Raw genomic sequence first — 21,443 nt, 5'->3', positions numbered from 1 at the left:
AGCGACACTCCATTTCCTTAAAATGGTAAATCGTCATCTGAAATGTCAATCGGCTGGCCATCGTTCGCAAACGGATCTCGGTTATCATCATTCTGTGGTTTCTGCTGCTGAGTGTTTCCTTGATTGCCAGATTGATTGTTTGATTGGCTCTTAGGCTCTAGGAACTGCACGGATTCTGCCACAACCTCAGTCATGAACACACGCTTACCATCCTGCCCCTCGAAATTCCGTGTCTGGATTCTGCCGTCTACCCCTGCGAGTGAACCTTTTTTCAAGAAGTTCGCAACGTTCTCAGCCGGCTTTCTCCACACCTGGCAATTAATGAAATCAGCTTCTCTTTCTCCCTGCTGATTGGTAAAGTTACGATTAACCGCAAGCACGAAATTCGCTACTGGCACTCCATTTGGCGTATACTTCAATTCCGGATCTTTAGTAAGTCTCCCAACCAAAACAACTCTATTTAACATTTTTCATCAACCCTTCATAATGTTTTTTTAATTCGTATCTTTCCAGTAAGTTATAAAATGACCGATATGATATTCCGTAATGTTCGGAGATAGGTTTATAACTCAAACCTTTATCAATCATTACTTTCAAATCTTCTTTCGATATATAATCATTCAGACTTTCTCTCTCCAGCCCATGCAATGTCGAGTGGTCCGAATGAGACATAACCAATAAATTTTCTGGTCTATTATCATCCTTGATTCCATTAATGTGGTGAACAACTTCTCCACGTTTTAATTTTCTGCCGATTTTCTTTTCAGCAACGTACCTGTGTTCAAGAACCCTTTTGTTTCCTAAGTTTAGATATATATATCCATCAGGTCGCCTAACCCTCCCACCCTTCCAGAAAGAGTTATTTTCTAATGTCCTCGTCTTTCCAAACCTAGACATTTCCTGGTTGGGATCCCTCAAAGGAATACCATTTTGTTTCAGTCGATTTTTAATCGTAGTATTTGACACATTAAACATCCGCGAAAGTTCTCTCATGAATTTCCCTTCTTGGTAAAGCCTAATAATCTCCTTGACCTGAGAATCAGATAAGACTTTTCTTTTCATGTTCGCTTGATGTTCGCCCCTTTCTTGACATACAATTTATTATGGGTTTTTATATGCTCATTTCTGGTTATAGACTAGAAAAGTCTCTTTACAATCCGGTTTGCTGGAGATGGTCTGCAGCACCTCGAAAATCTGTAATTTCTCTCCATCCACTGTCTGTTCAGTTGTTTCCTTTACGTGAATGTGCAGCATGTTCTTCTTCCCCTTTCATGAATCGCTCATAGGAAGAATCTTCTGTGTTGGGTATCAGCCTTTCTTTGAATAAGGTATATTTGTCCTTTCCGAAGTGTGGTCCCAACTCTGCCGCTCGTTTATTTCTTAGATACTCTGCAAACTCGAAGCTTGTGTGCGCCCTTCTATGGCACTTGTCACATAAGGGGCAAAGGTTACGCCAGTTACCGGTGCCGATACTCGAACGGAAAACCAAGTGATGTGCCGCTATCGGTGTATGTCCGCATTCCTGGCAGTAGTTGCCGTACCGGTCAATCATCCTGTTGTAGTCAGCTGCTTCTATCTTGGTTCGTTCCTTTTTCTTTGGGATGATCCGGCCGCGGTGTACATATGGTTTCTTTTTCTTCTTGGGCTTCTTTGTCTTAATCTTAGGTGCTGCCTTTGGCTTATTCCCTAACTGCTGTGCTTTGGAGTAACTATTTACTTCTTTGCCTAGCAATTTGTATTCACCCCTTCACAAATCTCCTGTGTTGCTCAAAAACCTGATTAGCTGAATTGTGTTGCTTCACAAAGTAAAATGCTTCTAATAAACTCTTTTCCGTTATTTCTATTTCTTCACCAAGGTCTTTTACTACTTCTTCGTTTAATTCCTTAATTGCCTTGTATAATCTTTTATCTGACTTTTTCCTTTGTCGCTTGTTCACTCTGCCTTCCCCTCCCCCGACTTTAAGAAATCCTTAATCCACTTAAACCAATTTTTATAACTTTTACCCATGTTACTGCTGTTAGAACTATCCCTTCCGTCTGGGTCAAACCCTGTCTCTTTTATGCACTCTTCGCAAACGTGGAGCCAACATGTAACCGGGTTTTTACTACCTTTATGGATTGCTAGTCCAGCTTGATAAAGTTCGTATTCTCCTCCAACTTCTTTTTCGCATGTATCACAGTAATAGGTGGTTTTCTTCACTCTTTCCCCTCCCCCATATACATCACCAACAACGCTTTCAGATGCTCATTCTCCTTCGTGCATCTCGCATTGTAGTCTCTTACCTTTCTTAGCTGCTCTTGTGTATTTTGGAGCTCCCTGTCAAAGTTAATGACTAAACTGTGTTCGTGGTGGTATTTCTCATTTACTTCTTGGTATCTCTCGAAGTTCATAATCCGATCTGTTTCTGATTCTTGGTAGTTTGTTTTCAACTCGGTGTATTTGGATAAAGGGACAGTGTTTTCTTTCAGCAACTCCAATTCCTCTTCCTTCTGCTTGAGCGCCATCTCCCTGACTTCCAATTTCCTTTTCAATGTGCCTACAAGCTCCTGGAGTTCGTTATTTGGCTGTTGTTTCTCTTGTGGAGGGTTCTTGGTCTCGGTGGGTGTTGAATCGCCTGATACGGCTTTTAATTTAGGTCTTCCGAATGCTCCATCTTTTACTTGTCCGTTATCTTTTTTCCACTGAGCTATAGAAGGAGGTGTTACCCCTTTTCGTTTCGCTATCTTGGAATCGGATAATCCCTGTGCTTTCAAGTTCTGGTATTCTTCAACGGTAAATTCCTTTAACTTCGCCATTTCGCTATCTCCCCTCTTTTTACTGAATCCCCATCCGACCATCATTTCTATAAATTCGTTGTTGTGCATTTTGAGAGTTTTTCGTATATAATTTCTTTCAACGTCTTTGCTGATCAGATACTCGATATCACTCTTCGTCATATCTCTGCCCTTGGCTAATATCCTTTGCACTTTCGGGTTATTGGCGTTGTTGTTTTCTAACCTGTCTCTTAATCTCCGTATCTCGTCACACGTTTCACATCCTTCACACTTTGCATCAAGGTGCATGACGAGTCTTTCCAATCGGTGGATGGTATCTGTTCGGTTCACCTTGCTCCCCTCGATTCATTAATTTTCAATGGTGCTCCGATTCGCCCTAATTTACAGATAAACCTTGTTATATCAACGTTTTTGATGGTGCTCCTTTACTCCCCTCTCTTCTCTCGATACTCCTTCAATACGTCTCTTGCTTTGTTAATGGACTGATAATCAACCGAGCAATCTTTCACCCATATCAACGCTTCCTCATACCGTTCCACTCTCTTCACCAACCACTCCATCGCTTCCAATGACATTCTGCCGCTGTTCATCTCTGCTTTTATGGTTTTTAGGTTCATTGATACACCTTCCTCATCGCATCTAATATGTCGTGTGTGATTTGATTGAATTCCTGCTTCTTTCCTAAATATTCAAGGATTTCCGACTCGCTCAGTTCAGATAGTCTTTTTCGTTTTAGATACTCAAGTCTCTTGGACAACTTTTCTATCTTCTTAATAACATCCATTACTTCGCTGTCCCTCCCATTTCAAGTAAATGTATAGCCTGACTCACCAACGTTTTCGAATGCTCACTGATCAATGCCATTTTCAGCAGCCTGACCACTTCCTGTTTCCGTTCCTGTTCCATTTCCAGATACTTTAATCCGTCTGCCATCTCTTCCATGAACATATCCATCCAGGAGTAAGGCATATCGCTTGATAGAGCCTTTCCATACTTCTCATAGCCGTATATGTCCTGTTTCCTCATAACCTTCTCTAAACGGCTTATAGAACGCTCTGTTGCTTCGTGTATTCCGTTAATCTCGAAGTTGCTATTCATAGCTTGAATGTCCTCCCTCTTCTCTTGCAATCCATCCCCATGACGATGATCTCTTCCCTCGGCCGGTTGAATCGCTCCATCATTTCTTCTAACGAATATCCTCGCCAATACATCTGTTCAAAGTCCTCTTTATCTTCACATGTCCAGTCAAAGTTGAAGTCCGCTAAGGCTATATGAAAGTTTTCACCGAATCGCTTCTCTATGCTGCGTTCTTCTCTTCTCATTAGGAGTAATTCCGAATTCTCGTTCATACGCTACAGCAAACCTTTCCTTGAATTTTTGATAGTCCTGTTCTCTTTTATCGCTTGTCCTCATACACTGGTTACAGGAGCAAGGGGAGAAGGTGTATATCCCCTGTTCCTGGGTGTGTCTTTGACAGGTCATAACGATGCTTCACACTCTTCTTTTGTTCTGAAGATGTTGTCTTTCCTCAAACTCATACTGTCATTGCTTTTATAAGAAGTCGGATCTACATACATACTTAAGTTAAATTGCTTTCCAGATGCCCAAGTATGAATTTCTATCTCCTTTATAAATCCTCTTTCAACTGTCTTAGTGGTATTTCCATTGCTTCCGTAACCTTTGCACTCTGGACAATTCACTTTCATTTCCTCGCCCTTGAATTCGACAATAACGTTTTTATCACCCGAACAGACTGAACATTTTTCGCTTTTGTAATGACTTTTCACGAACCAAACTTCATCACCTAGCTTGAAACCGCCAAGTAATTCCCTCAACGCTTCGTCTTTGCCTTCTGATTTAAATGCTTTTTCCGAACGAGATAATTGATTTTCTAATTCGCGAATATTAGATTTTAAATTTCGAATTTCTTCCTGTGATTTCTTGTCCCGCTCCAAGGCTAACTCGTACCCTTCCACTCTTTCAGCAAGGCGTTTTTCAACTTCGCCATCCAGCAGTTTGTTGATTCCTGTATTGAATTCGAAATTTTCATCCACCTCAAAGTAATCTTCTTCTGGTTCCCAATATGACATTCAAAATGCCCTCCTTTTATTTAAAAGCTTGTAATCTATAATTCTCGCCATCCATCTTCACCGGCTTGCAGTTCTGGATCATACGGCTGAAATCTCGTTCACCGTACATTTTCAGTAATACTCCCCCGGCATGGTTTGTGGTGTACACCGTTGACTTTCCTATTCGGCTGTCCACGATTTCAAATATCTTTGTTCTCGCCCAGGTAGTCGCTTCTTTATCTTCCTCACGCTCTGCCCCTAAATCATCCAGTACCAATAAATCCACTTTCTGCAAGGCGTTCAGTATGCTTAATTCCGTTTTGCTGCTGTTCTTGTTGTATGTATCTTTGAGCTCGGAAAAAAGCCGCGGTAAGGAGATAAAGATACAAGTGTGTTTCTTCTGCATGATTTCCTTTGTCATGCCAGCGACTAAGTGACTCTTGCCTAATCCCGGTCTGCCTGTGTAGATTAATCCGGTTGTACCATCAAAGGATTCGATATAGTCTCTGGTAAGCTGTAAGGCTTGTGCCTGTGATTCGTTCTGCGGCTGATAATTGTCTAGGGTGGCGTTCTCTAAATCCCGATTCATGAGACTCTTTTCTTTGAAGGTGTTCAGCAACTCATTCACTTCCCGGTTACGCACCCATTCTGTTACTTCGTTGCTGATCTGTTTATCTTCTTTAGCGACTGACTGACAATAGAAGCATGTTTCTTTACCATCCTCCAGGAGAAGTTTTCTGCTGCATGTAGGACAACGGTTATCAGAAGCCGAAATCGATGTTGCTTGCATCCTCTTCTTCAAATGCATCCCAATCGAATCCACTCTTACCACTGCCCTTCTGGTTTAGATAACTTTCAAATTTAGTGCCGAATAATGTTTCGGGCCTTAAATAGTTTTTCATCTTGGTATCGGTAAGCCATTCTTTTGTTTTCTTATCTATAACTGTTTTAAAATCTTCCAAGGTGAATTCTTCATTCCAACGTGCTTTTATTAATTCTTTCGTTTTCTTAGATGAAGCACGATATTTCGTTTTAGCTTTCTGATTCAGATAATCAATAATCTCGGAATAGGGTATAGATATATTACTTGTATTATTAGATGTATTATTAATAACTGTAATATTATCTTTAACCTTTTCTTCCATAGGGGTATTAACGTTTTCTTCCACACCCCCATGAACAATTCGTAAATACCTATGGAGGATTTCTTTAGTACCCTCTTTGTACTTAATCTCCGATGTGATATAACCTTTACTGGATAACTGATTGATCCAGGTTGATATTGATTTCTTGCTTACTTTGTACAGTTCTGAAAAATAGCTGTTTCCCGCCCAGCAATACCCTTTCTCGTTGCATAAGGCTGTTATCTCTCCGTAAAGCAGCTTGGCATTCGGTGTGAGGTCTTTGTCATAACGGACATTGGCTGGGATGATTGCATAGTAGTTTTTCTCCATTTTGTTCACCTCGTTGGTATAACTTGTCCGAAATCTGATATACTGTTAGTAACAATGTTTTTCTTTGAGCCTTATGGTGTTGGTAGCACCTAGGCTTCTTTTTTATACAGCTTGTTAAGGAACTCTCTCCCCATCTGTGTAAATCTGCGGTGATAAATCACTTTGCCGTTGTCCAGAACATCCTGTTTGATTTCTACATAACCTTTATCAGCATATTTGCTGTAGAATACCCATGTTCCATTTTGCTGGAATTGAATTTTCTTTTGTGCCAGGTCTTTGTTAAGAGCAATAGCAGACTTGAAACCTAGTTCCTTGGCAATCTCTGTGGCTGTGTATGTCTTGTTAACGTGGGTTAGGATGCTTACTGTGGTTTCAGCTTCAAGTCGTTTCAACTTCTCTTCCTTGAGAGTGGTAAGCAGCTCAATCATGAAGTCTGGATCGTTAATTGTTTTCTCCAGAATATCGTCTGTCATGTAAGCCCCATGCTTCCTTACGGAGGGTAAAACTTCATTTGTTACCCATTTTTTGAACCTCTTAGCTTCTTCTTTGCGGCTACTGAAAATCAAGTTGTATAAACCAGATTCGTTAATGAGATTCATTCCCTTATTTCCGAACTGGGTCGGTAATACCGAGGTAGCTTTTTCTTCTTCATCCAACCTGCTCAAAGCGTCATGACTATTGCGGATTTCCAAAACCTCACAAACATCTTTCGCAACAAACCAAACTTCCTCATCTTTCACAATCGTTCTGACTTCTTGACCTGAGTAATCAAATACCTTCTGCAATTCGCTCATTAAATCATCTCCTGTAAGTCTTCTCTTATTCTCATTCTGTAAGTCCTAGCACCGTGTTTCGTGATGACTTGGCGTACACTTCCGATTGTCTTAGAAATGTTCTTTTCTGTGGGCTTTGGAAACGCCAGAAGCTCCTTGATCGGGTCCATCATTTCCAATTCATCCTTTATCCTTCTTCTTTCTTGCCGAGCCTTCTGTAACTCTTTGGATAACTTGTACCCTATAGCAGCATTAAAGTTGTTCAATTCAATAACATGGAGAATGTCTTGTATCTCCTGGTCAATCCGTTTTAGTTGAGTTTCGTTATTTTCGTATCTCTTGGGGTAATCAACGAAAACTTCTCTGACGGCTTGGAGATTCTTTTCAAATTCCGTCACGATCAACACCCCTTATTTGTTTAAACCTTTTCTAATCAATTCACTGATGTAAGACGAGCGAGAAATATCTTTCTGCTCCTTCTGGATACGTTTGAAGCGATCCTGCTCTAATTTATCCAGTAAGTCCTTATCTATTGTTAAGTTGATACATGGTTTCAATCTCTCCACCTCCTTCCAAGTCTAGTGGTCTGTTGGACTTACAACCTAATCTTACCATAGACAAGTCTAGTGGTCTAGTGGTAGTGTATAGGTCTTAGGTCTTATTTTTATTGGTCTAGTGGTATAACATACTGTTTATTGTATATAATGTAGTTTGAGGATATTTCCTGAGCTGCTATAAAAATAAAAGGAGTGGATCTCATGAGTGGTCATAAGAAAACCCCGAACGCTAAACCGATTATTAACATTACGATTGACGATGATCTATTGAAGAAAGTCGAGGACTTCCAGTTTGAAAATCGTATCAAGAACCGTTCCGAAGCTATCAGACAATTAATCTTGAAAGCTATGGTGGATAAAGAATCAAGAGAGGAGTAAGCATCCTCTCTTTTTAAAATGGAATGGATTGAGTCGGTAGTGGTTTATGCTCCACCATTTCTATTTCTAATTGACCACCGAGCGTGTATTCCCAATCGAATAAGATGTATTTTCTTCGCTTGTGCTTGATGGTAAGTTCTTCTCGGGTGCAAGCCACCACTTCGACAATATCCTCATCGAATGTTTTTTCTGCCATACATGAGTAACCCGACACTTTCACTTTAGATCCAGGCGTTAAAACCCCTGTGTGAAATACTTCAACTTCCCTTGTGATTTTCATATCACTTCATCCTCTCTTTTTTATGTCCAGTGTCCTGGAGATGTCGCACAATCTTCGAAATGTGCAGCACCTAGTCACGTTCCAACAATGACAAATCATACTTTGATTCAATGAATTTTATTGTCAGTTGAGTATTTACATCATTTCCTAAACGGTCATAGATTGTATGCATATCATCTTTAGTGAAATTGGTGTTTAGCAATCTGTTAAGACTCTTTAATACCTTTGGCGACCAATACTTATTAAGCCCTTTAGCTATTGGTCTTGATACCCAAGCGAACAATTTACATTTGAAATCTAATTCTGATTCCACACCTTCCAAACGGAAATAAACGTTGTTCTTTGGCTCTAAAATAATCTCATTACTGTTATTGATAAAAGACTTAGGGAACACTTGTAGTGCGTGATTTATAATACTTTTCAAGGCAATTTCCTTATCTAACATTTCAACACTCTTCATGTTAATCTCTCCATTTCCTTATTGCGTATTTTTTGTCTATCCTTCTTCAATAACTTCCTTTTCGGCTAGGAAATCAAATACCGAATCAGCAATCTCCTTTAACTCCACGTCACCCGGAACAAACCCTTTACTTATTAAGGACTTATACAAATACCTTTCAATTTCATCTGTATCAATGTAGATATCCTTATATTCACGCATGGATCTTCTCCTCCAGTTCCTTTACCTTTTCACGGTAGTATTCTATGAGCCGCATATCCGAAGGAATGGTGCACGCCTCTTCTATGGTCCACTTCAGTTTGTTGACTCTGGAGTTGAAGGTTCCATAACTAATTTTGTTTTTCTCTATTGCTTCATACACCCAAGATGGATATTTACGCTGTGATTCTTTATTCATGGCGGCGATTTCTTCTCTGGTGAGTCTCTTGGTGGTTGCGGCCTTTTCCGGGTCCCATCCGTATTTAATCCGTGCATCGTATATAGTGACCGGGACGATCCCAAGCTCCTGGCATTTCTTTCTCCATGGATTAGGTTCACGTTTTTGGATAGGCTTAGTGATGCAGTCCTCTTTGTCCCAGTACAACTCATAAAAGCGTTTCATGGCAGCTTTCCGGTTGATCCCATTTTGTTCAGCGATTTTGATATCAGATTCTGTTAGGATGTGGGCTTTGTCTTTTACTCTATTCATCGCTTATCCTCCTAATCTATTTTTCTCATAATGGCATAGAAACCCTTAATCTCGTTGTAACCGTCAAAGAAGTATTTACCATCATACCTGGCATCGTTTTTATATTTGTAATCCTTTTTGATAACACTGTAGCTGGTGATGGGCTTTATACATTCAAAGCCCCTTTCCTCCAGCTCCTTAATGGCACGGTAACATTCAATCTTTCGTAATCGTTTCACGCGGATAGTGGACGTTTTCATGTAACAAGTTCCTTCACCCTGCGGGATAATTCCATCTTCACGTTGTCTCCGCATACGGTGATCGGCTCCATAGTCGCTAAGTAATTCACAAGCACTCTGACATGATTCTCTGATGTATGTAGACCACTCGCTGTCATGTGGTCGGTGAGTTCTGTGATGGTGGCGTGCTTGTATTGGAGAATGTAGTTTTTGATGATGGTGCGGAATGGTGTCATTGGGATTCACCTTCATAAATGTTCCCAACAATTTTAACTAACTCAGCTTCCGTGTACAGATACCATTCATTATTGCTTTGGGATAGTTCTTTAATGATGAAACATCCATCCTCAAAAACAACTTTGCAATTAGGAGAATCATCATTATGAGCAACGATATCCCCTTCATAAATTGGTGTTCCGTTTTTATCCTTTAAACCGGTAAACTCACCAACTGATTTTCCATAAACCTGATAATTTCCGAAATCAGTAAACATTGTGTAATCCTTTTTGCCGTCTGCATATTCAGTGGTCATAACACCAAAACCTTCAACCCACTGACTGTCAGCACATAATCTTTCAACAGAATATCCACGCATCTTAATTTCTCTCATTTTCAGTTCCCCTCCAGTTCATTATTTGCAGTAATCCGAATTAGGTACGGTATATTGTGATAACCACTCTTCTTCTAATTGATGAAACTGTTTATCGGACCTTGCTTTATTTTTAGCGAACGTTCTGCATTTTTCTGTGTTTATGCTGTGCAAACTGATGAATTGATGACTTTTCGATTTCAATACTCCTTCACCATTCTTAATAAGATAATGAACAGTGACGATGTAACAAAGGTTCTTGCGGCGGTCTATCATGATGCGTCCTCCAGTTCAAAGAATCGTTTCCATGACTTCGGCCAATGTGTATGTGTCAGTCCTCCGGTGATGACAGCAGCTATAAATAGGATGAAGAAGAATGGGATGCCCATTAGTTGATACCATCCACTTTCATATCCAAGGCTTTCAACACCATCTTGATACCTTCTCTTATTCCTCTGTCTCCTTCATCGTTGGAGCGTTCTGGGTCCCATGTGTTCCATATGTCGAGTATTTTTTCCCCCGGAGTCTTTTCTACTTCGTATCCGATGTACATGGCCCTTATGAAAGTATCAACACCCATTGTTTTTAACTCCTCATAAAACCAACCGCTTGGATCTTCGATGTGACAAGTGACCATTTCGGCTTTATTACGATCAATGATTTTTTCTATAGCATCCGCCTGAGCTTGAGTGAGTTTAACTTTTCTCATGGTTTATCCTCCTGGTAGCGAGAGAGCCTTATTTGGCTCCCTGCCGCAATAATTTTTGTATGAATGATACGTTAGCTTCTAAAGTGGCGATGCTGCTCTCTATACGGCTTTCTTCTCTTTCCCATCCATTAACTTTTGAAGCGCGACTATGTGATGCGCTTTTAACTGATCTCTGTTGATGCCCCAATTCTTCTGAATGGTGCTGTCGAATTGTTCTTCTGTTCCGCCCATGCTCTTCCATCGTTCGATCACATCCTCTATCGGTAATGGTGGTAATGCCCATTCTGGCAACTGAGGGATTTTCCAATAGATATTCTTTTTCTCTTTCTTGTCGTAAGCCTTACTCCATCCACTCATATTCTTAGGCTTATCAAGTTGGCACTCAGCGAATGATTCTGTTAAGTCATAAAGGTAACGCCCTATTCCATATCCGCTGGCTGCCACACGCTTGAATGCTGCTGATATACCGCCTTTGAAGGCTTCTACCTGCGTTTCGCTTGCTCCGTTTTCTTTATAGATCCAGCCGCTGTCTGTCTTAACTCCCAGCCGGCATATCATGTTATTGTTCTGTGAGCGATATTCATCTGTCCATCCATCCCAGCCAAAGACTTCATCTAGTCTCCTTTGGATGGCTCTTGCTTGCACATAGGCTAATACCATTGCCCAGGGTCTTCCGTTTGATATGCCGCAACTCTGGACTCTGAACTCAATCTCTTCTGGTGGGAAAGGGCGCTGTAGCTGTTTGGCGATATCAGTCATGGTATCCCTCCTGTTCTAATTCATATGGAGTAGCTTCTCTATATTCACCTTCATGCTCGACAAACGGTTTACCGTGTATCCAGATGATTGTCATTCTGATTCCTCCTTAACAATCTTGGTATTCGGGTGATCAAGTATTGATTCAGCTAAATCTACTAACTCTTTCCAATCACCTTCCGCTACACACCCTTCATCTTTTCCTGTGATAAGCCACACATTTTCTTGCCAGTCGGACGGTATAAGATTCAGCCTTTTGGCTGCATTAATTTCAACGTTCTCTAGCTTCATCTGATTCTCAATTTCCTTCCCTGTTTCTTCTGTTTTGGTTCTGAACTTCATTGGTAGCCCATCTGCAATTTTCTTTTGTGTATCCCAAGTCGTTATTAATTCTGTCTATTGAAGTGTTTTTTTCGCTGTGTTTTTCAATATGTTCCAAATAGCATGAATACATATCCCTTTTGAAGTTCTCAAATGTTAGCCATTCTTCGCATACGGTTATTCCTCTGTCGATGTAATACTTTTTGAAAAGTTCATTTTTGCTTTCAGTACAACGTCTTTTCATTGCGAACCATATTCTATAAAATCGTGTCTTGGATAGTCCGTGACTTAACCTTGTTTTCTGTTGCTTCACTATCTCTTTGTTGAAGCATCCGCAACTTTTCTTCTTTCCGTTTTTAAGCTCCCAGGCCCAAGAGATTGTTTCGGTACCACAATCACATTTACACAACCATCTCGCACCACGATCTTTAACTTTTTCATGCAACTTAATAACCTTTAGCCGACTGTACCGTGCACCTGAAATATCTACTACCGGTCTAGGCATTATCTGATACGCACCCCTCTTGTTCTCATAAGCTCGGCACCGTTAACTTCCCGGCCATCTTTCAACGCTTCGAGAATAGCCTTCTTGTCTAACTTAGGGTCCACTGGTATCATGTAGTCAGAAAGTAATTTTTCGTCGATTACTTTTACAGATGGAGGATTGTTCTGGATGGATACGGTCAACGTGGGGCGTTTTACTTTATCCAATCCGGCAACCTCTAGCTGATTCTGTAAATACTCCTTCAAGTTTGAAACCTTTCCTTCTAACCCTCTACGACGATCAGCAAGACGTTTCTCTTCTGCTTTGAGTGCATCCACATCAGCGTTTAAATTCTTGATTAGCTTAGCGATATTCTCAGCTTTATCTTCAATTTCTTCCTGGATAGATTCGAGAGTGTCCTGTAATGTTGTAGGATCCATTTCCTCTGCCATTTCCATTAGTGCTGCATAGTTATTAGAAAGCTCATATAATTTCATTCTTCCTCTTCCTCCTTGTGGTCTTGAATGTATTCCTCTTTATATTCCAATGGGTAGCCGCTGCGGTTAATTTGGGTGATGGCTGGGTGTTGGATATCATACGGCAAGCTGTTCATCCTCCTTGTTATAAAAGATGATGCACTCGACTTGACAATCTTCCGACTGATATTTCTTCCAGCAAGACTCTGTGTCACGGTATTTGTGGTCTTTAAAAGCGATACCATATCCTTTGGTTAGATCCTCGGCTAAATCGGCTGCCATTTCTTCTGCTCTGTGGTCATGGAATGTGATGGAGAAGTTTGCACCCTTGTCATAGGCTTCTGCAGCAAGTTTCAAGAATTGTTCTTTTGTCATTTTGGTTCCTCCTTTTATTGGGTTACATCTTCGTATTGCGAACTATAATAACAGCCTAAAAACCTCAAATTTCATTGTAGGATAAACAAATGCACCCGTTATTTCATAATGCTTATGCCTTAATAACTCTTTAATATTTGTTTGCACTTCCTCAACCCTTTCTATTTCGCTCTTTGAGTCTTTTACGATGCTTTCTCTGTCTTCTTAGCTTCCAACAACTTCGGTAAAGCGTGTTTCTTCATGAATTCCAGCATGGCGAGTTTTGTTTTAGATGGTGGTTCTGGTAATTTGTTCATCGTTTCTTCTCCTTTTGTTCAATTTGACTAATTATTGTTTAAAAAAATTTCATTAAATGTAAGATCGTACTCCTTCGCCAATTTAGCTGCTTTAGAAAACGGAAGTACCTTATCGAAAGTTCCATTTTCCACTTTGTTGTAATGCTCAAGTGAATACCCTAGAAAATCAGCCATTTCTTTTTGTGTCATTTTGCGTTCAGTTCGTATTTCTCTAAGCTTATTATTGCGTTCGCTTTTCGTCATATGTTCACCTCCAATTTGTTCTTCAAGAACATTTCTTACTCTTAGTATATTGTTCCTCATGAACAATGTCAACAAGTAAATTGTTCTTTTTGAAAAATTGTTTACCAAGGGTATTTTTGCCCATCCTAGAAAAGAATAGAATCGAGTGTTTCCCTGTGTTCAAACAGCACAAACCTTGCTATTATAACTACAGGGTGGAGGTGAGAAAGATTGCAAAATATAGGGAGTATTCTTAGGGATTTAAGAAAGAAAAATAAACTAACATTAATTGAACTTGGAGAAAAGATTGATTTTAATTACAGCAACTTATCTAAGATAGAAAGAGGAGAAAGGAAACCTACTTTTGAATTACTGGAATCTCTATCCGATCTATACGGAGTTCCTATGGCTGACTTTTTTAGAGAAAGAAAAACCTTATCAGAGGAGATGTTTGCTTTGGAAGATGATATAGAAGAAAGAAAAATTAAATGGATGACACTTATAGATGAATCAGAGGATAAAGGATATAGTCCAGATGAATTAAGAGAGATTATAAAATTAGTGGAAAATATACGTAAAAAGGATAAATAATACTTATACAGATATTTAGCATATTGTTTACATTGTTCAAAATAGACAAAAAACGACAATAAAACACCCTTCCTCATTCGACAATATATTGATATACTGAAGATAACAACTATAAGAACAGGCGTTCGTGTTTTGTTCGGTCTCTTCGAGGGGGTCTCGTGTTGGAAAAAGTTTATAGTGATCTGTTGCATGATGGGGATGTTATTATTGTCGATGAACACACAATAATTATAGGTACGAAAAAAGGGGAAGAGGGCGAATAGGCTCTCTTTTTGTTTAGGAGGAAATACATCATGAGAATAGCGTGTTATCTGCGTGTATCGACATCCGAACAGGCAGATGAAGGGTACAGTATAGCCGCGCAAAAGAATCGCTTAGAAGCGTTCTGCACTTCCCAGGGATGGGATATTGTGCGGTGGTATATAGATGAAGGGATATCAGCGAAAGACACGAAAAGACCGGAACTACAGAGTATGTTAAATGGAGTAAGGAAGAAAGTGTTTGATGTGGTCCTGGTTTATCGTTTGGACCGTCTCACTCGTTCGGTGCTGGATATGTACCAATTACTTCAAGAATTCGAACAACATAACGTTAAGTTTAAATCGGCCACAGAAGTATACGACACCACAACAGCGACAGGCAGGTTATTTCTTACTCTAATAGCTTCCCTCGCAGAGTGGGAAAGACAGAACTTAGGTGAGCGTGTGAGCTTCGGTATGGAGGAAAAAGCCAAACAAGGGAAATGGACGGTATCTACTCCCCCATTCGGATATAGCAAAGAAGGGGAAGAATTAGTAATCAACGAATCGGAAGCTGCCCTCGTCAGGAGGATCTACCGCACTTACCTTGAAGGAAGTAAAGGTATGAGTAAAATAGCGATGGAACTTACACAAGCCGGTTATCGTACCAACAGCAATTCTTTGTTCACTGCAGCAAGGTTGAAATACATTCTGACGAATCCCATTTACATCGGCACATTGCGGTATAACTACAGAGTAAATACAGAGAATTATTTTGAAGTGGAGAATGCTGCCCCCCCTATAATAGATAAAGAGGATTTCGAAAGGGTTCAAGCGTTAGTGGATCAAAGAGCTGTATTGCATCCTCGCCATGCCACAAGCCCTTATATATTCAGTACAGCATTAAGGTGTCAGCGTTGCCGATCCCGGTTCAGTTCTAGGTTCAGCCAAACAAAGAGAAAGGGTACCACTTATGTATCCAGGCAGTATATGTGCATCGGGAAGAAACAAGGAATATGCGATATGCCTAACATTTCACAGAACTTCTTAGAAATTCAGTTCTTGAAGTGGCTGGAATCCATTAACTTCGATAAAGAGTCCAAGATGCTCTCTACAGATGCAGAGAAGGACCATACAGAGGATATAGAAAGAATCGAAGGTGAGATTAAGCAGATAGAGGGATGAAAGAGGAATCAGAAAAAGAAAAAATGCTCCTAGTGGAATTAGAAGCATTTCAGAAAAGTTATTCACCTGATACTATAGATATATCCGAAATCATCAAAGATATGACAAATCTCTGGCCTAATTTAAGTGTAGAGGATAAAAGGCAATTTGTACAGTTATCTGTAAAGGAATTGTGGGTGGATAAAATAAGCACCAAAAGAAGCCCGGAATCACTGAAGATCATGGATATAAAGTTTCAATAATCGTTAGGTGTCTTTTGTATCGACCGGGTGTCCTGTCAGAGAGGCCCTGATAGCGACCTCTGCGGTTTCTTCATCCCGGATCTCCCCTACCATGATAATATCCGGATCATGCCGTAGAATGGCGCGAAGCCCCGCGGAGTATGTGACACCTGCTTTTTCATTGACCTGGACCTGGACAAGAGAATCATTGAATTTTTCAACGGGATCTTCCAATGTGACGACATTTCTTTGTAAAGCGGACGAGCAATGTTCTACAAGGGAATATAAGGTTGTGGTCTTGCCGCTGCCAGTCGGTCCGGTGAAAATTAAGAGGCCATGGGAGTTCATTAATAAAGCCAGAAGCTTTCGTGCTGAAGAAGGAAACAGGGCTAATCGTTCAAGTGGCACGTTCAACTGCTGAGGAAGGATTCGAATGACAAGACTTTCTTTTAAGCCGGTAGTAGGAAGTGTGGAAACACGGAGGTCGAGCGGTCCTCCCATCATTCGGAAGGTGAAAGATCCGCTTTGAGGTTTTCTTTTTTCACCTATATCCATGGAAGCCATGAATTTAAAGTGGGAAATCAATCGTTCTCCTTCAGGAATCGGAATGCTGATATTGGGAGTGAGGATCCCATTGCTTCTGTGCTGCATGAGGTAATCATCTTTTCGTGGAAACAAGTGGATGTCCGTGACGTTCTTTGTAACAGCTTTTTTCAACATAGAATCAGCCAGGGCTTCAATGGAATAGTATATTGGCTGCACCACCTTTCATTTATTCAAGTACAGAAATTCGACAAGATTTTAATTTCCCCTTCTTTTTTTAGTATATTTTTTTTATTTTTTTTCATACTAGTACTGTAAGCAGCACCAATCAATGGGCTATAGCCAAGCGGTAAGGCATCGCACTTTGACTGCGACATGCGTTGGTTCGAATCCAGCTAGCCCAGTATTCAATAACAAAGACTGTTTTCTCCTACATAAATTGCGGCGTTTCGGAAAAACCTTGAACCGGAGTTTTTCTCTCTAGATAGGAAGAGGATCTCCTTCCTTTCTTGCTAATAGGTTATTTTCTTACAATTATGGCTGAAGTTTATGAGTAGAGCCAAAATAAAGAGAGGAAGGTTCCCGCAAAGGAACCTTCCTCTCTTTTAAGATAAGGGACAAGATATTGAAGAGATGTGCTGGCGGCTATCCAAAACAGGATTGAGGAAAGATTCCAAGGGAGAAGTTTTTTCTAAACAGTCAGCTCATATACTGATCTTTTATTAGTCAAACTTCTAAGTCCTTCGGGATCGTATCCTACGACAAGTTTCTTTCCATCCGTTAGCAGAGGCCTTCTCAACAACTTGGGCTCTTCCGAAATCAGTTGTACAACTTCAGAGAGACTGAGGTCTTCCAACTCAACGCCCAGTGCTTTATATTTTTGACTGCGGGTCGCGAGAATTTCATCCACACCATTTGTTGTCATTGAAAGTAAATCTATAATCTCCTGTGTAGTTGGAGTTTCCCTGAAAATGTGTCTTTCTTCAAAGTCTACTGCATTTGAAGTCAGCCATTTCTTTGCTTTTCTGCACGATGTACAACTGGGATACGTAAAAAACGTCAATTTGTTCATCCTTACACCCTCCCTGAATTAAGCTTATACAATTTATATGTTAATTGTATACCACATGTATAACTAATGTACACCATAATATCCTGTTTTGATGTTTTTATTTTTTTTCAGATTTTATCCGCTGAGTTTATATACCAAAATCAGCATTATTTAAGAGACAACTTCCAAAAGGCTGCTCCTTATTTATGGCCAGCGTTCATTGTTAAACACAGCCTGATTACTGGAAAGACCTCTTTTGGATTTAACTGATGTGTTAGGCAGCCGAATCCATATATCCTTATATTTTTGTTAAAAAACTATTGAAAAAATGATATTTTATAGTAAAGCAGCGATCAGGAAGGGTATATTAATATAAAATCAGAAGCGTTCTTCAGCCTATTTACGTAATCGTCACAAACTGGCAACAAAGATTATTTACTTTTGATGGATTTTTCCTTTATAATGTTTATTGATGGACTGAGGGTGCAAAGGAGGGATACATATGGATCGTATGTACAGAGTATTGGGATTTTGGACTGGAATATTTGCAGTCATGTTTTTCCTTGGAGATATGAAAACGACTTCACTGATCTTTTTAGGACAAACAGGATTCTTCATTCTGCTGGGTTACTTGAAATTATCTGAGCGTATGTATATTTATATTTTCTTCGGATACTTAACTGTATTTTTTGCCGGCTTCACATATTGGACTGTTTTTATGATGACGCCAGGCGCAGCGCACTAATAAAAAAACCCTTAAAGCTTTTAGCTTTAAGGATTTTTTTATGTTCACCTTAAATTCCTTTAGTAGAACTGGGCACATTCATGTCCATGCAGCCTGAACCGATAGATTTTTTTAAAAAGTTCTTTTGGTGATAAGACCCTTTAAAAGCCGTTTAGAAATGGGTTGGTATCCATTTCATCCGCTATAGTAGTTTCAGGTCCGTGGCCTGATAAAACGATTGTATCCTCTGGCAAAGTCAGCAGGTGATCATGGATGCTTTTTAATAACTCCCCAGAGTTTCCGCCAGGCAGGTCCGTTCTTCCCACGCTTCCCTTGAACAGAGTATCACCGGCAAACACAACCCCCTCCTCCTCAAAATAATAGGAGATGCTTCCTGGGGAATGTCCGGGTGTTAAGAATAACTGTAATGTGATATCCCCTATGGATAGTGTCTTTTCATTGGTTAATATGTACTCTGCAGGTTTGATTTTTAACAAACTGCTCATGGCGAAGTGCTGAGAACCATTCAAGTATGGGTCCATGAGCCACTTTGCCTCTTTTTCATGAACATAAACAGGGATATCGTACTTCTCTCTGACCTTATCTACTGCACCGATATGATCAAAATGTGCATGGGTCAGCAGAATGGCAAGAGGCTTCAATTGATTGTCCCTCAGCCAGTTGTTCAATTTTCCCGCTTCTTCGCCGGGATCAAAAATCACACATTCTTTCTTCTCATTCCATAAACAATAACAGTTTGTTTGCAAAGGACCTAAAGGTAATCTCTTCCATTTCACCAGCTCCGCCTCCTATATATATTTTAATTTATTGTATCAAACCTGCTTTAGTATTAAAATAAATTTGGAGAGATGTCTAAAGAAGGCCGATTCTCCTCACTTTTTCTATCTCCCTGATATGACAGGGTATTTGCTATTGATTGAAAGAGGACAAAGAGAATGAATTTTGGACAAAGAAGTGTCAAACATTTGAACTGTACAAATGCATAAAAAAAATATAAAATATATGTAAGTGCACATTATTACATATGCTAATTATATTATCTCACTTTTGGGACTTATGGTAAAAGGGGATTAATTTGAAAGGAGTTTTGACCGATGGGTTTTGTTATTATTACAGCTCTAGTGACTTTGCTTGCTCTATTCGGCAGCATAAGTGCGTTGAAAAACAAAAATGCTTTAGGCATTCTTTTCGGATTAGGAACACTCGGCGTTTTTGGCTGGTTCACGATCATGACCGTCCTTCACTCAGGTTATCCTGGCGGACACTAAAAAATGGAGCCCTTCGGCTCCATTTTTTTTATTCTAAAGCAAGATGCCGGCTTCCTTACATCTTGCTTTCCACTGAAGCCAGCTTATCTTCCATTTTCCTTTTTTTATCCCTGCGGTCATCAATCCGGATATTCGTTGCAACCCTTTGAATTCCCTCATTGAAAGGTGCCTCATGAATTTCTTGCACCACACGGAACAAATCTGACAGCTCACCTTCTATCAAAGTGCTCATCGGAGTAAGTTTAAATGAAATAGTTCCTTGTTCTTCATGTTTCTTCAGTATTTTTTGCAATTGGGCAACATAATCACTTACGCTTGGTGTGGCGGTCCCAATCGGGATCACGGTAACATCCACTATAGCCAAAAAGTATCATCCTTTCTATTTAACGGTAATTAAGTCTGCTGTCTCTTTATTCTTCAAATCAACCGCCTGCTTTAAATCATATCCTGTTAAACAATAGTCACCTGATGGAGAACACTGGAGAGGTTCATTTGAAAGGCCGGACAGGATCACTTCCCGCTGACCCGTTTTCAAATCCCACTTTTCCAAAGTGAAGGTCCCCTGATAGGTGTCTTCCGGCATCGATTCACCGGCAGTGAAAGAGACGAGTGCATGTTCAGAATCTATCTTATCATAATAAGGAATCATCCAGTTAGAATAGCTGCTCAGCAGGGGCTGTTCAGTAGAAGAAGCTATCGTTCCTTCTTCTGTTATAAATTGATAAACAGCATTCCCTTCTGTTACATCGTCCATTGAAATGGATAATATATAGGGGGAAATTCTATTAAAGTGAATCGTTTCTTCTTCAACAAGCACTTTATCTTTTGAGTATAAGTTCCGGGAATATAATGGAGCTGTCAGACTAATGCTATCCTCAGGCCAATCCTGGAAGAGAAAACTGTTCTCTGTATGCCACTTAATAAATGGCTGTGGAGATTCCACGGCCGATACTGTTCCTTGTGATAAATCTGCCAGCAAAGTCTCAAAGCTCCAATCTTCTGCAAAGCTCGTTACGAAAAGCCAATCAGTATTGTCTTCATTCCACTCAAAAGCCAATTCATACGAGTCGATCTCTTCTTGAAAAATCACATTTCCTTCCAGGTCAATTACCGTCATGGATGCCGAATAAGTAAGAGGGGCACTGTGAACTAAAATCCTTTGTCTGTCAGGACTTATCTTGGCATCCACAATGACTTCCTCATCTGAAAACAACTGCTTTTGTTCACCGCTGAATATATTATAATCTATTAACTGGTTCTCATTATCAGATTTAGATAAAATTATGACCCTGTCATTATCAATCCAATCAATAACTCTCTGAAATGAATTCTCTTCCAATGCAAGAGGTATCAATTCTTTTGCGGCAGCCTCTTGCTCATCCACTTGCTCTTTCTTTGAAACAGGTTGTTTCTCCGGCTCATTATTAGGAGGATCTCCATTGCAGGAGGCTAAGAGAAATAAGCATGACAAAAGAAAAAGAAGCCTATGTATTTTATTCATGTTTATTCCCTCCTCCATATTTCTTCATACTAATTAGTACGTAATTTCACTAAAAATGTTTCAATTTTTTCAAAGAATTAGATAACTTATTTTAAACATGTTACTCATCCCCTCCACGAGGTGACAAGTGAGATTGAACCCTTCTATCTTTGCGCGTCACTTTAGATGAACGTTCTCTTATTGTCCAGCCCTTAAAAAAAGGCTGTCAGGGTATAGACC

At 40.0% G+C, this 21,443-nt stretch carries 41 protein-coding genes, 1 tRNA gene and 1 pseudogene; 7 read left to right on the top strand and 36 right to left on the bottom strand.

The genetic code is table 11. From position 1 onward, the window contains the following. Positions 1–17: 17 nt before the first annotated feature. From ssb to FZC79_RS23100, 16 genes are all read right to left on the bottom strand, one after another. The gene (gene ssb, locus FZC79_RS10485; RefSeq protein ID WP_148946743.1) at positions 18–467 is read right to left on the bottom strand and encodes a single-stranded DNA-binding protein; all 450 of its coding nucleotides are present in this window, start codon (positions 465–467) and stop codon (positions 18–20) included. Beyond that, positions 457–993: an HNH endonuclease gene (locus FZC79_RS10480; RefSeq protein ID WP_215727431.1), complete on the bottom strand. Its 537-nt coding sequence runs from the start codon at positions 991–993 to the stop codon at positions 457–459. Before FZC79_RS10480 ends, ssb begins: the two co-directional genes overlap by 11 nt. A gap of 229 nt (positions 994–1,222) precedes the next feature. Next, entirely contained in the window at positions 1,223–1,732 is a 510-nt protein-coding gene (locus FZC79_RS23450; protein ID WP_215727430.1) for an HNH endonuclease, read from the bottom strand. Between the two features lie 7 nt (positions 1,733–1,739). Continuing rightward, positions 1,740–1,937, bottom strand: a complete 198-nt coding sequence (locus FZC79_RS10470) for a hypothetical protein (protein ID WP_148946742.1) — start codon at positions 1,935–1,937, stop codon at positions 1,740–1,742. Next, on the bottom strand, positions 1,934–2,200 hold the full coding sequence (locus FZC79_RS10465) for a hypothetical protein (RefSeq protein ID WP_148946741.1): 267 nt from the start codon (positions 2,198–2,200) through the stop codon (positions 1,934–1,936). Before FZC79_RS10465 ends, FZC79_RS10470 begins: the two co-directional genes overlap by 4 nt. Further along, positions 2,197–3,105, bottom strand: coding sequence for a hypothetical protein (locus FZC79_RS10460; RefSeq protein ID WP_148946740.1), 909 nt, complete (start codon positions 3,103–3,105; stop codon positions 2,197–2,199). Before FZC79_RS10460 ends, FZC79_RS10465 begins: the two co-directional genes overlap by 4 nt. Positions 3,106–3,200: 95 nt before the next feature. Continuing rightward, entirely contained in the window at positions 3,201–3,392 is a 192-nt protein-coding gene (locus FZC79_RS10455; protein ID WP_148946739.1) for a hypothetical protein, read from the bottom strand. Then, positions 3,389–3,559, bottom strand: coding sequence for a hypothetical protein (locus FZC79_RS23105; RefSeq protein ID WP_187442732.1), 171 nt, complete (start codon positions 3,557–3,559; stop codon positions 3,389–3,391). The genes FZC79_RS10455 and FZC79_RS23105 overlap by 4 nt, the downstream gene beginning before the upstream one ends. Continuing rightward, positions 3,559–3,873, bottom strand: a complete 315-nt coding sequence (locus FZC79_RS10450) for a hypothetical protein (RefSeq protein ID WP_148946738.1) — start codon at positions 3,871–3,873, stop codon at positions 3,559–3,561. Before FZC79_RS10450 ends, FZC79_RS23105 begins: the two co-directional genes overlap by 1 nt. Then, the gene (locus FZC79_RS10445; RefSeq protein WP_148946737.1) at positions 3,870–4,097 is read right to left on the bottom strand and encodes a hypothetical protein; all 228 of its coding nucleotides are present in this window, start codon (positions 4,095–4,097) and stop codon (positions 3,870–3,872) included. The genes FZC79_RS10450 and FZC79_RS10445 overlap by 4 nt, the downstream gene beginning before the upstream one ends. A 156-nt stretch (positions 4,098–4,253) precedes the next feature. Next, the gene (locus FZC79_RS10440; RefSeq protein WP_148946736.1) at positions 4,254–4,865 is read right to left on the bottom strand and encodes a hypothetical protein; all 612 of its coding nucleotides are present in this window, start codon (positions 4,863–4,865) and stop codon (positions 4,254–4,256) included. A 16-nt stretch (positions 4,866–4,881) separates the two neighbouring features. Further along, positions 4,882–5,667, bottom strand: coding sequence for an ATP-binding protein (locus tag FZC79_RS10435; protein ID WP_148946735.1), 786 nt, complete (start codon positions 5,665–5,667; stop codon positions 4,882–4,884). Then, complete coding sequence (locus FZC79_RS23600) at positions 5,606–6,298, bottom strand: conserved phage C-terminal domain-containing protein (protein WP_148946734.1); 693 nt, start codon at positions 6,296–6,298, stop codon at positions 5,606–5,608. The genes FZC79_RS10435 and FZC79_RS23600 overlap by 62 nt, the downstream gene beginning before the upstream one ends. An 89-nt stretch (positions 6,299–6,387) precedes the next feature. Further along, a complete protein-coding gene (locus FZC79_RS10425; protein ID WP_148946733.1) occupies positions 6,388–7,092 on the bottom strand; it encodes a BRO family protein in 705 nt (234 codons plus the stop codon). Then, on the bottom strand, positions 7,092–7,469 hold the full coding sequence (locus FZC79_RS10420; RefSeq protein ID WP_148946732.1) for a hypothetical protein: 378 nt from the start codon (positions 7,467–7,469) through the stop codon (positions 7,092–7,094). Before FZC79_RS10420 ends, FZC79_RS10425 begins: the two co-directional genes overlap by 1 nt. Before the next feature lie 12 nt (positions 7,470–7,481). Then, on the bottom strand, positions 7,482–7,628 hold the full coding sequence (locus tag FZC79_RS23100; RefSeq protein ID WP_187442731.1) for a hypothetical protein: 147 nt from the start codon (positions 7,626–7,628) through the stop codon (positions 7,482–7,484). A 201-nt stretch (positions 7,629–7,829) separates the two neighbouring features. Between FZC79_RS23100 and FZC79_RS23095 the strand changes: the two genes are divergently transcribed. Next, on the top strand, positions 7,830–8,006 hold the full coding sequence (locus FZC79_RS23095) for a CopG family ribbon-helix-helix protein (RefSeq protein WP_187442730.1): 177 nt from the start codon (positions 7,830–7,832) through the stop codon (positions 8,004–8,006). A gap of 13 nt (positions 8,007–8,019) precedes the next feature. Here the strand turns inward: FZC79_RS23095 and FZC79_RS10415 are convergent, their stop codons facing one another. The 15 genes from FZC79_RS10415 to FZC79_RS10350 all read right to left on the bottom strand — a co-directional run bounded on the left by FZC79_RS10415 (position 8,020) and on the right by FZC79_RS10350 (position 13,901). Continuing rightward, entirely contained in the window at positions 8,020–8,286 is a 267-nt protein-coding gene (locus tag FZC79_RS10415; protein WP_148946731.1) for a hypothetical protein, read from the bottom strand. A gap of 70 nt (positions 8,287–8,356) precedes the next feature. Continuing rightward, positions 8,357–8,746: a hypothetical protein gene (locus FZC79_RS10410; RefSeq protein WP_252183303.1), complete on the bottom strand. Its 390-nt coding sequence runs from the start codon at positions 8,744–8,746 to the stop codon at positions 8,357–8,359. Between the two features lie 36 nt (positions 8,747–8,782). After that, positions 8,783–8,947 carry a YozD family protein gene (locus FZC79_RS10405; protein ID WP_148946730.1) on the bottom strand — a complete coding sequence of 55 codons (165 nt, stop codon included), beginning with the start codon at positions 8,945–8,947 and terminating at the stop codon, positions 8,783–8,785. Then, positions 8,940–9,434: a hypothetical protein gene (locus FZC79_RS10400; protein WP_148946729.1), complete on the bottom strand. Its 495-nt coding sequence runs from the start codon at positions 9,432–9,434 to the stop codon at positions 8,940–8,942. Before FZC79_RS10400 ends, FZC79_RS10405 begins: the two co-directional genes overlap by 8 nt. Positions 9,435–9,445: 11 nt before the next feature. Continuing rightward, a complete protein-coding gene (locus FZC79_RS10395) occupies positions 9,446–9,673 on the bottom strand; it encodes a hypothetical protein (protein WP_148946728.1) in 228 nt (75 codons plus the stop codon). Continuing rightward, positions 9,670–9,888: a hypothetical protein gene (locus FZC79_RS10390; protein ID WP_148946727.1), complete on the bottom strand. Its 219-nt coding sequence runs from the start codon at positions 9,886–9,888 to the stop codon at positions 9,670–9,672. Before FZC79_RS10390 ends, FZC79_RS10395 begins: the two co-directional genes overlap by 4 nt. After that, positions 9,885–10,262: a YopX family protein gene (locus tag FZC79_RS10385; RefSeq protein WP_148946726.1), complete on the bottom strand. Its 378-nt coding sequence runs from the start codon at positions 10,260–10,262 to the stop codon at positions 9,885–9,887. The genes FZC79_RS10390 and FZC79_RS10385 overlap by 4 nt, the downstream gene beginning before the upstream one ends. Before the next feature lie 21 nt (positions 10,263–10,283). Then, positions 10,284–10,517: a hypothetical protein gene (locus FZC79_RS23090; RefSeq protein WP_187442729.1), complete on the bottom strand. Its 234-nt coding sequence runs from the start codon at positions 10,515–10,517 to the stop codon at positions 10,284–10,286. 112 nt (positions 10,518–10,629) lie between these two features. Further along, a complete protein-coding gene (locus tag FZC79_RS10380; protein ID WP_148946725.1) occupies positions 10,630–10,950 on the bottom strand; it encodes a hypothetical protein in 321 nt (106 codons plus the stop codon). A gap of 99 nt (positions 10,951–11,049) precedes the next feature. Further along, on the bottom strand, positions 11,050–11,709 hold the full coding sequence (locus tag FZC79_RS10375) for a Rad52/Rad22 family DNA repair protein (protein WP_148946724.1): 660 nt from the start codon (positions 11,707–11,709) through the stop codon (positions 11,050–11,052). Positions 11,710–11,799: 90 nt separating this feature from the next. Next, on the bottom strand, positions 11,800–12,048 hold the full coding sequence (locus tag FZC79_RS10370) for a hypothetical protein (protein ID WP_148946723.1): 249 nt from the start codon (positions 12,046–12,048) through the stop codon (positions 11,800–11,802). Continuing rightward, the gene (locus FZC79_RS10365; protein ID WP_148946722.1) at positions 12,005–12,532 is read right to left on the bottom strand and encodes a hypothetical protein; all 528 of its coding nucleotides are present in this window, start codon (positions 12,530–12,532) and stop codon (positions 12,005–12,007) included. The genes FZC79_RS10370 and FZC79_RS10365 overlap by 44 nt, the downstream gene beginning before the upstream one ends. Then, positions 12,532–13,008, bottom strand: coding sequence for a siphovirus Gp157 family protein (locus FZC79_RS10360; protein WP_148946721.1), 477 nt, complete (start codon positions 13,006–13,008; stop codon positions 12,532–12,534). The genes FZC79_RS10365 and FZC79_RS10360 overlap by 1 nt, the downstream gene beginning before the upstream one ends. Before the next feature lie 96 nt (positions 13,009–13,104). Further along, positions 13,105–13,362 (bottom strand): hypothetical protein, encoded by a 258-nt coding sequence (locus FZC79_RS10355; protein WP_148946720.1) that lies wholly within the window; start codon positions 13,360–13,362, stop codon positions 13,105–13,107. A 323-nt stretch (positions 13,363–13,685) separates the two neighbouring features. Further along, positions 13,686–13,901 carry a helix-turn-helix transcriptional regulator gene (locus FZC79_RS10350; RefSeq protein ID WP_187442728.1) on the bottom strand — a complete coding sequence of 72 codons (216 nt, stop codon included), beginning with the start codon at positions 13,899–13,901 and terminating at the stop codon, positions 13,686–13,688. 210 nt (positions 13,902–14,111) lie between these two features. Between FZC79_RS10350 and FZC79_RS10345 the strand changes: the two genes are divergently transcribed. From FZC79_RS10345 to FZC79_RS10335, 3 genes are all read left to right on the top strand, one after another. After that, entirely contained in the window at positions 14,112–14,471 is a 360-nt protein-coding gene (locus tag FZC79_RS10345) for a helix-turn-helix domain-containing protein (protein WP_148946718.1), read from the top strand. Positions 14,472–14,764: 293 nt separating this feature from the next. Next, positions 14,765–15,895 (top strand): recombinase family protein, encoded by a 1,131-nt coding sequence (locus tag FZC79_RS10340; RefSeq protein WP_148946717.1) that lies wholly within the window; start codon positions 14,765–14,767, stop codon positions 15,893–15,895. Further along, a complete protein-coding gene (locus tag FZC79_RS10335) occupies positions 15,892–16,137 on the top strand; it encodes a hypothetical protein (protein ID WP_148946716.1) in 246 nt (81 codons plus the stop codon). Before FZC79_RS10340 ends, FZC79_RS10335 begins: the two co-directional genes overlap by 4 nt. A 21-nt stretch (positions 16,138–16,158) precedes the next feature. Here the strand turns inward: FZC79_RS10335 and FZC79_RS10330 are convergent. Beyond that, a pseudogene (locus FZC79_RS10330) lies at positions 16,159–16,881 on the bottom strand (ATPase, T2SS/T4P/T4SS family); the annotation flags it as partial. 110 nt (positions 16,882–16,991) lie between these two features. Between FZC79_RS10330 and FZC79_RS10325 the strand changes: the two are divergent. Continuing rightward, positions 16,992–17,063: transfer RNA gene (locus FZC79_RS10325), tRNA-Gln, on the top strand. A gap of 287 nt (positions 17,064–17,350) precedes the next feature. Here the strand turns inward: FZC79_RS10325 and FZC79_RS10320 are convergent. Further along, on the bottom strand, positions 17,351–17,731 hold the full coding sequence (locus FZC79_RS10320) for a Spx/MgsR family RNA polymerase-binding regulatory protein (RefSeq protein ID WP_148946714.1): 381 nt from the start codon (positions 17,729–17,731) through the stop codon (positions 17,351–17,353). 481 nt (positions 17,732–18,212) lie between these two features. On the opposite strand from FZC79_RS10320, the gene FZC79_RS10315 reads away from it, so the two are divergent. Beyond that, positions 18,213–18,455 carry a DUF2626 domain-containing protein gene (locus FZC79_RS10315; RefSeq protein WP_006837891.1) on the top strand — a complete coding sequence of 81 codons (243 nt, stop codon included), beginning with the start codon at positions 18,213–18,215 and terminating at the stop codon, positions 18,453–18,455. 140 nt (positions 18,456–18,595) lie between these two features. Here FZC79_RS10315 and FZC79_RS10310 read toward each other — a convergent pair whose 3' ends face one another. Further along, positions 18,596–19,231, bottom strand: coding sequence for an MBL fold metallo-hydrolase (locus FZC79_RS10310; RefSeq protein WP_148946713.1), 636 nt, complete (start codon positions 19,229–19,231; stop codon positions 18,596–18,598). A 318-nt stretch (positions 19,232–19,549) separates the two neighbouring features. Here FZC79_RS10310 and FZC79_RS10305 point away from each other — a divergent pair, with 318 nt between their 5' ends. Next, positions 19,550–19,723 carry a DUF2759 domain-containing protein gene (locus tag FZC79_RS10305; RefSeq protein ID WP_148946712.1) on the top strand — a complete coding sequence of 58 codons (174 nt, stop codon included), beginning with the start codon at positions 19,550–19,552 and terminating at the stop codon, positions 19,721–19,723. Between the two features lie 55 nt (positions 19,724–19,778). Here FZC79_RS10305 and FZC79_RS10300 read toward each other — a convergent pair whose 3' ends face one another. Beyond that, the gene (locus FZC79_RS10300) at positions 19,779–20,087 is read right to left on the bottom strand and encodes an MTH1187 family thiamine-binding protein (RefSeq protein ID WP_148946711.1); all 309 of its coding nucleotides are present in this window, start codon (positions 20,085–20,087) and stop codon (positions 19,779–19,781) included. Positions 20,088–20,102: 15 nt separating this feature from the next. Further along, entirely contained in the window at positions 20,103–21,224 is a 1,122-nt protein-coding gene (locus FZC79_RS10295; protein WP_148946710.1) for a hypothetical protein, read from the bottom strand. Positions 21,225–21,443: the final 219 nt, after the last annotated feature.

The organism is Rossellomorea vietnamensis, from assembly GCF_008180615.1.
GTDB classification, from domain to species: domain Bacteria; phylum Bacillota; class Bacilli; order Bacillales; family Bacillaceae_B; genus Rossellomorea; species Rossellomorea vietnamensis_D.
The sequence above is the reverse complement of the archived record's forward strand: the minus strand, read 5'-3'. Positions and strand labels throughout refer to the sequence as shown.

What these genes read in the sequence shown, in the direction of transcription:
- FZC79_RS10380 (WP_148946725.1), bottom strand. Translation starts at nt 10,950, where the DNA reads ATGAGAAAAGTTAAACTCACTCAAGCTCAGGCGGATGCTATAGAAAAA.
- FZC79_RS10395 (WP_148946728.1), bottom strand. Translation starts at nt 9,673, where the DNA reads ATGAAAACGTCCACTATCCGCGTGAAACGATTACGAAAGATTGAATGT.
- FZC79_RS10320 (WP_148946714.1), bottom strand. Translation starts at nt 17,731, where the DNA reads ATGAACAAATTGACGTTTTTTACGTATCCCAGTTGTACATCGTGCAGA.
- FZC79_RS23090 (WP_187442729.1), bottom strand. Translation starts at nt 10,517, where the DNA reads ATGATAGACCGCCGCAAGAACCTTTGTTACATCGTCACTGTTCATTAT.
- FZC79_RS10365 (WP_148946722.1), bottom strand. Translation starts at nt 12,532, where the DNA reads ATGCCTAGACCGGTAGTAGATATTTCAGGTGCACGGTACAGTCGGCTA.
- FZC79_RS10455 (WP_148946739.1), bottom strand. Translation starts at nt 3,392, where the DNA reads ATGAACCTAAAAACCATAAAAGCAGAGATGAACAGCGGCAGAATGTCA.
- FZC79_RS10450 (WP_148946738.1), bottom strand. Translation starts at nt 3,873, where the DNA reads ATGAATAGCAACTTCGAGATTAACGGAATACACGAAGCAACAGAGCGT.
- FZC79_RS10445 (WP_148946737.1), bottom strand. Translation starts at nt 4,097, where the DNA reads ATGAGAAGAGAAGAACGCAGCATAGAGAAGCGATTCGGTGAAAACTTT.
- FZC79_RS23600 (WP_148946734.1), bottom strand. Translation starts at nt 6,298, where the DNA reads ATGGAGAAAAACTACTATGCAATCATCCCAGCCAATGTCCGTTATGAC.
- FZC79_RS10415 (WP_148946731.1), bottom strand. Translation starts at nt 8,286, where the DNA reads ATGAAAATCACAAGGGAAGTTGAAGTATTTCACACAGGGGTTTTAACG.
- FZC79_RS10340 (WP_148946717.1), top strand. Translation starts at nt 14,765, where the DNA reads ATGAGAATAGCGTGTTATCTGCGTGTATCGACATCCGAACAGGCAGAT.
- FZC79_RS10375 (WP_148946724.1), bottom strand. Translation starts at nt 11,709, where the DNA reads ATGACTGATATCGCCAAACAGCTACAGCGCCCTTTCCCACCAGAAGAG.
- FZC79_RS10385 (WP_148946726.1), bottom strand. Translation starts at nt 10,262, where the DNA reads ATGAGAGAAATTAAGATGCGTGGATATTCTGTTGAAAGATTATGTGCT.
- FZC79_RS10360 (WP_148946721.1), bottom strand. Translation starts at nt 13,008, where the DNA reads ATGAAATTATATGAGCTTTCTAATAACTATGCAGCACTAATGGAAATG.
- FZC79_RS10400 (WP_148946729.1), bottom strand. Translation starts at nt 9,434, where the DNA reads ATGAATAGAGTAAAAGACAAAGCCCACATCCTAACAGAATCTGATATC.
- FZC79_RS10335 (WP_148946716.1), top strand. Translation starts at nt 15,892, where the DNA reads ATGAAAGAGGAATCAGAAAAAGAAAAAATGCTCCTAGTGGAATTAGAA.
- FZC79_RS10405 (WP_148946730.1), bottom strand. Translation starts at nt 8,947, where the DNA reads ATGCGTGAATATAAGGATATCTACATTGATACAGATGAAATTGAAAGG.
- FZC79_RS10350 (WP_187442728.1), bottom strand. Translation starts at nt 13,901, where the DNA reads ATGACGAAAAGCGAACGCAATAATAAGCTTAGAGAAATACGAACTGAA.
- FZC79_RS10440 (WP_148946736.1), bottom strand. Translation starts at nt 4,865, where the DNA reads ATGTCATATTGGGAACCAGAAGAAGATTACTTTGAGGTGGATGAAAAT.
- FZC79_RS10425 (WP_148946733.1), bottom strand. Translation starts at nt 7,092, where the DNA reads ATGAGCGAATTGCAGAAGGTATTTGATTACTCAGGTCAAGAAGTCAGA.
- FZC79_RS23105 (WP_187442732.1), bottom strand. Translation starts at nt 3,559, where the DNA reads ATGGATGTTATTAAGAAGATAGAAAAGTTGTCCAAGAGACTTGAGTAT.
- ssb (WP_148946743.1), bottom strand. Translation starts at nt 467, where the DNA reads ATGTTAAATAGAGTTGTTTTGGTTGGGAGACTTACTAAAGATCCGGAA.
- FZC79_RS10355 (WP_148946720.1), bottom strand. Translation starts at nt 13,362, where the DNA reads ATGACAAAAGAACAATTCTTGAAACTTGCTGCAGAAGCCTATGACAAG.
- FZC79_RS10370 (WP_148946723.1), bottom strand. Translation starts at nt 12,048, where the DNA reads ATGAAGTTCAGAACCAAAACAGAAGAAACAGGGAAGGAAATTGAGAAT.
- FZC79_RS23095 (WP_187442730.1), top strand. Translation starts at nt 7,830, where the DNA reads ATGAGTGGTCATAAGAAAACCCCGAACGCTAAACCGATTATTAACATT.
- FZC79_RS10410 (WP_252183303.1), bottom strand. Translation starts at nt 8,746, where the DNA reads ATGAAGAGTGTTGAAATGTTAGATAAGGAAATTGCCTTGAAAAGTATT.
- FZC79_RS10315 (WP_006837891.1), top strand. Translation starts at nt 18,213, where the DNA reads ATGGATCGTATGTACAGAGTATTGGGATTTTGGACTGGAATATTTGCA.
- FZC79_RS10390 (WP_148946727.1), bottom strand. Translation starts at nt 9,888, where the DNA reads ATGACACCATTCCGCACCATCATCAAAAACTACATTCTCCAATACAAG.
- FZC79_RS10305 (WP_148946712.1), top strand. Translation starts at nt 19,550, where the DNA reads ATGGGTTTTGTTATTATTACAGCTCTAGTGACTTTGCTTGCTCTATTC.
- FZC79_RS10295 (WP_148946710.1), bottom strand. Translation starts at nt 21,224, where the DNA reads ATGAATAAAATACATAGGCTTCTTTTTCTTTTGTCATGCTTATTTCTC.
- FZC79_RS10480 (WP_215727431.1), bottom strand. Translation starts at nt 993, where the DNA reads ATGAGAGAACTTTCGCGGATGTTTAATGTGTCAAATACTACGATTAAA.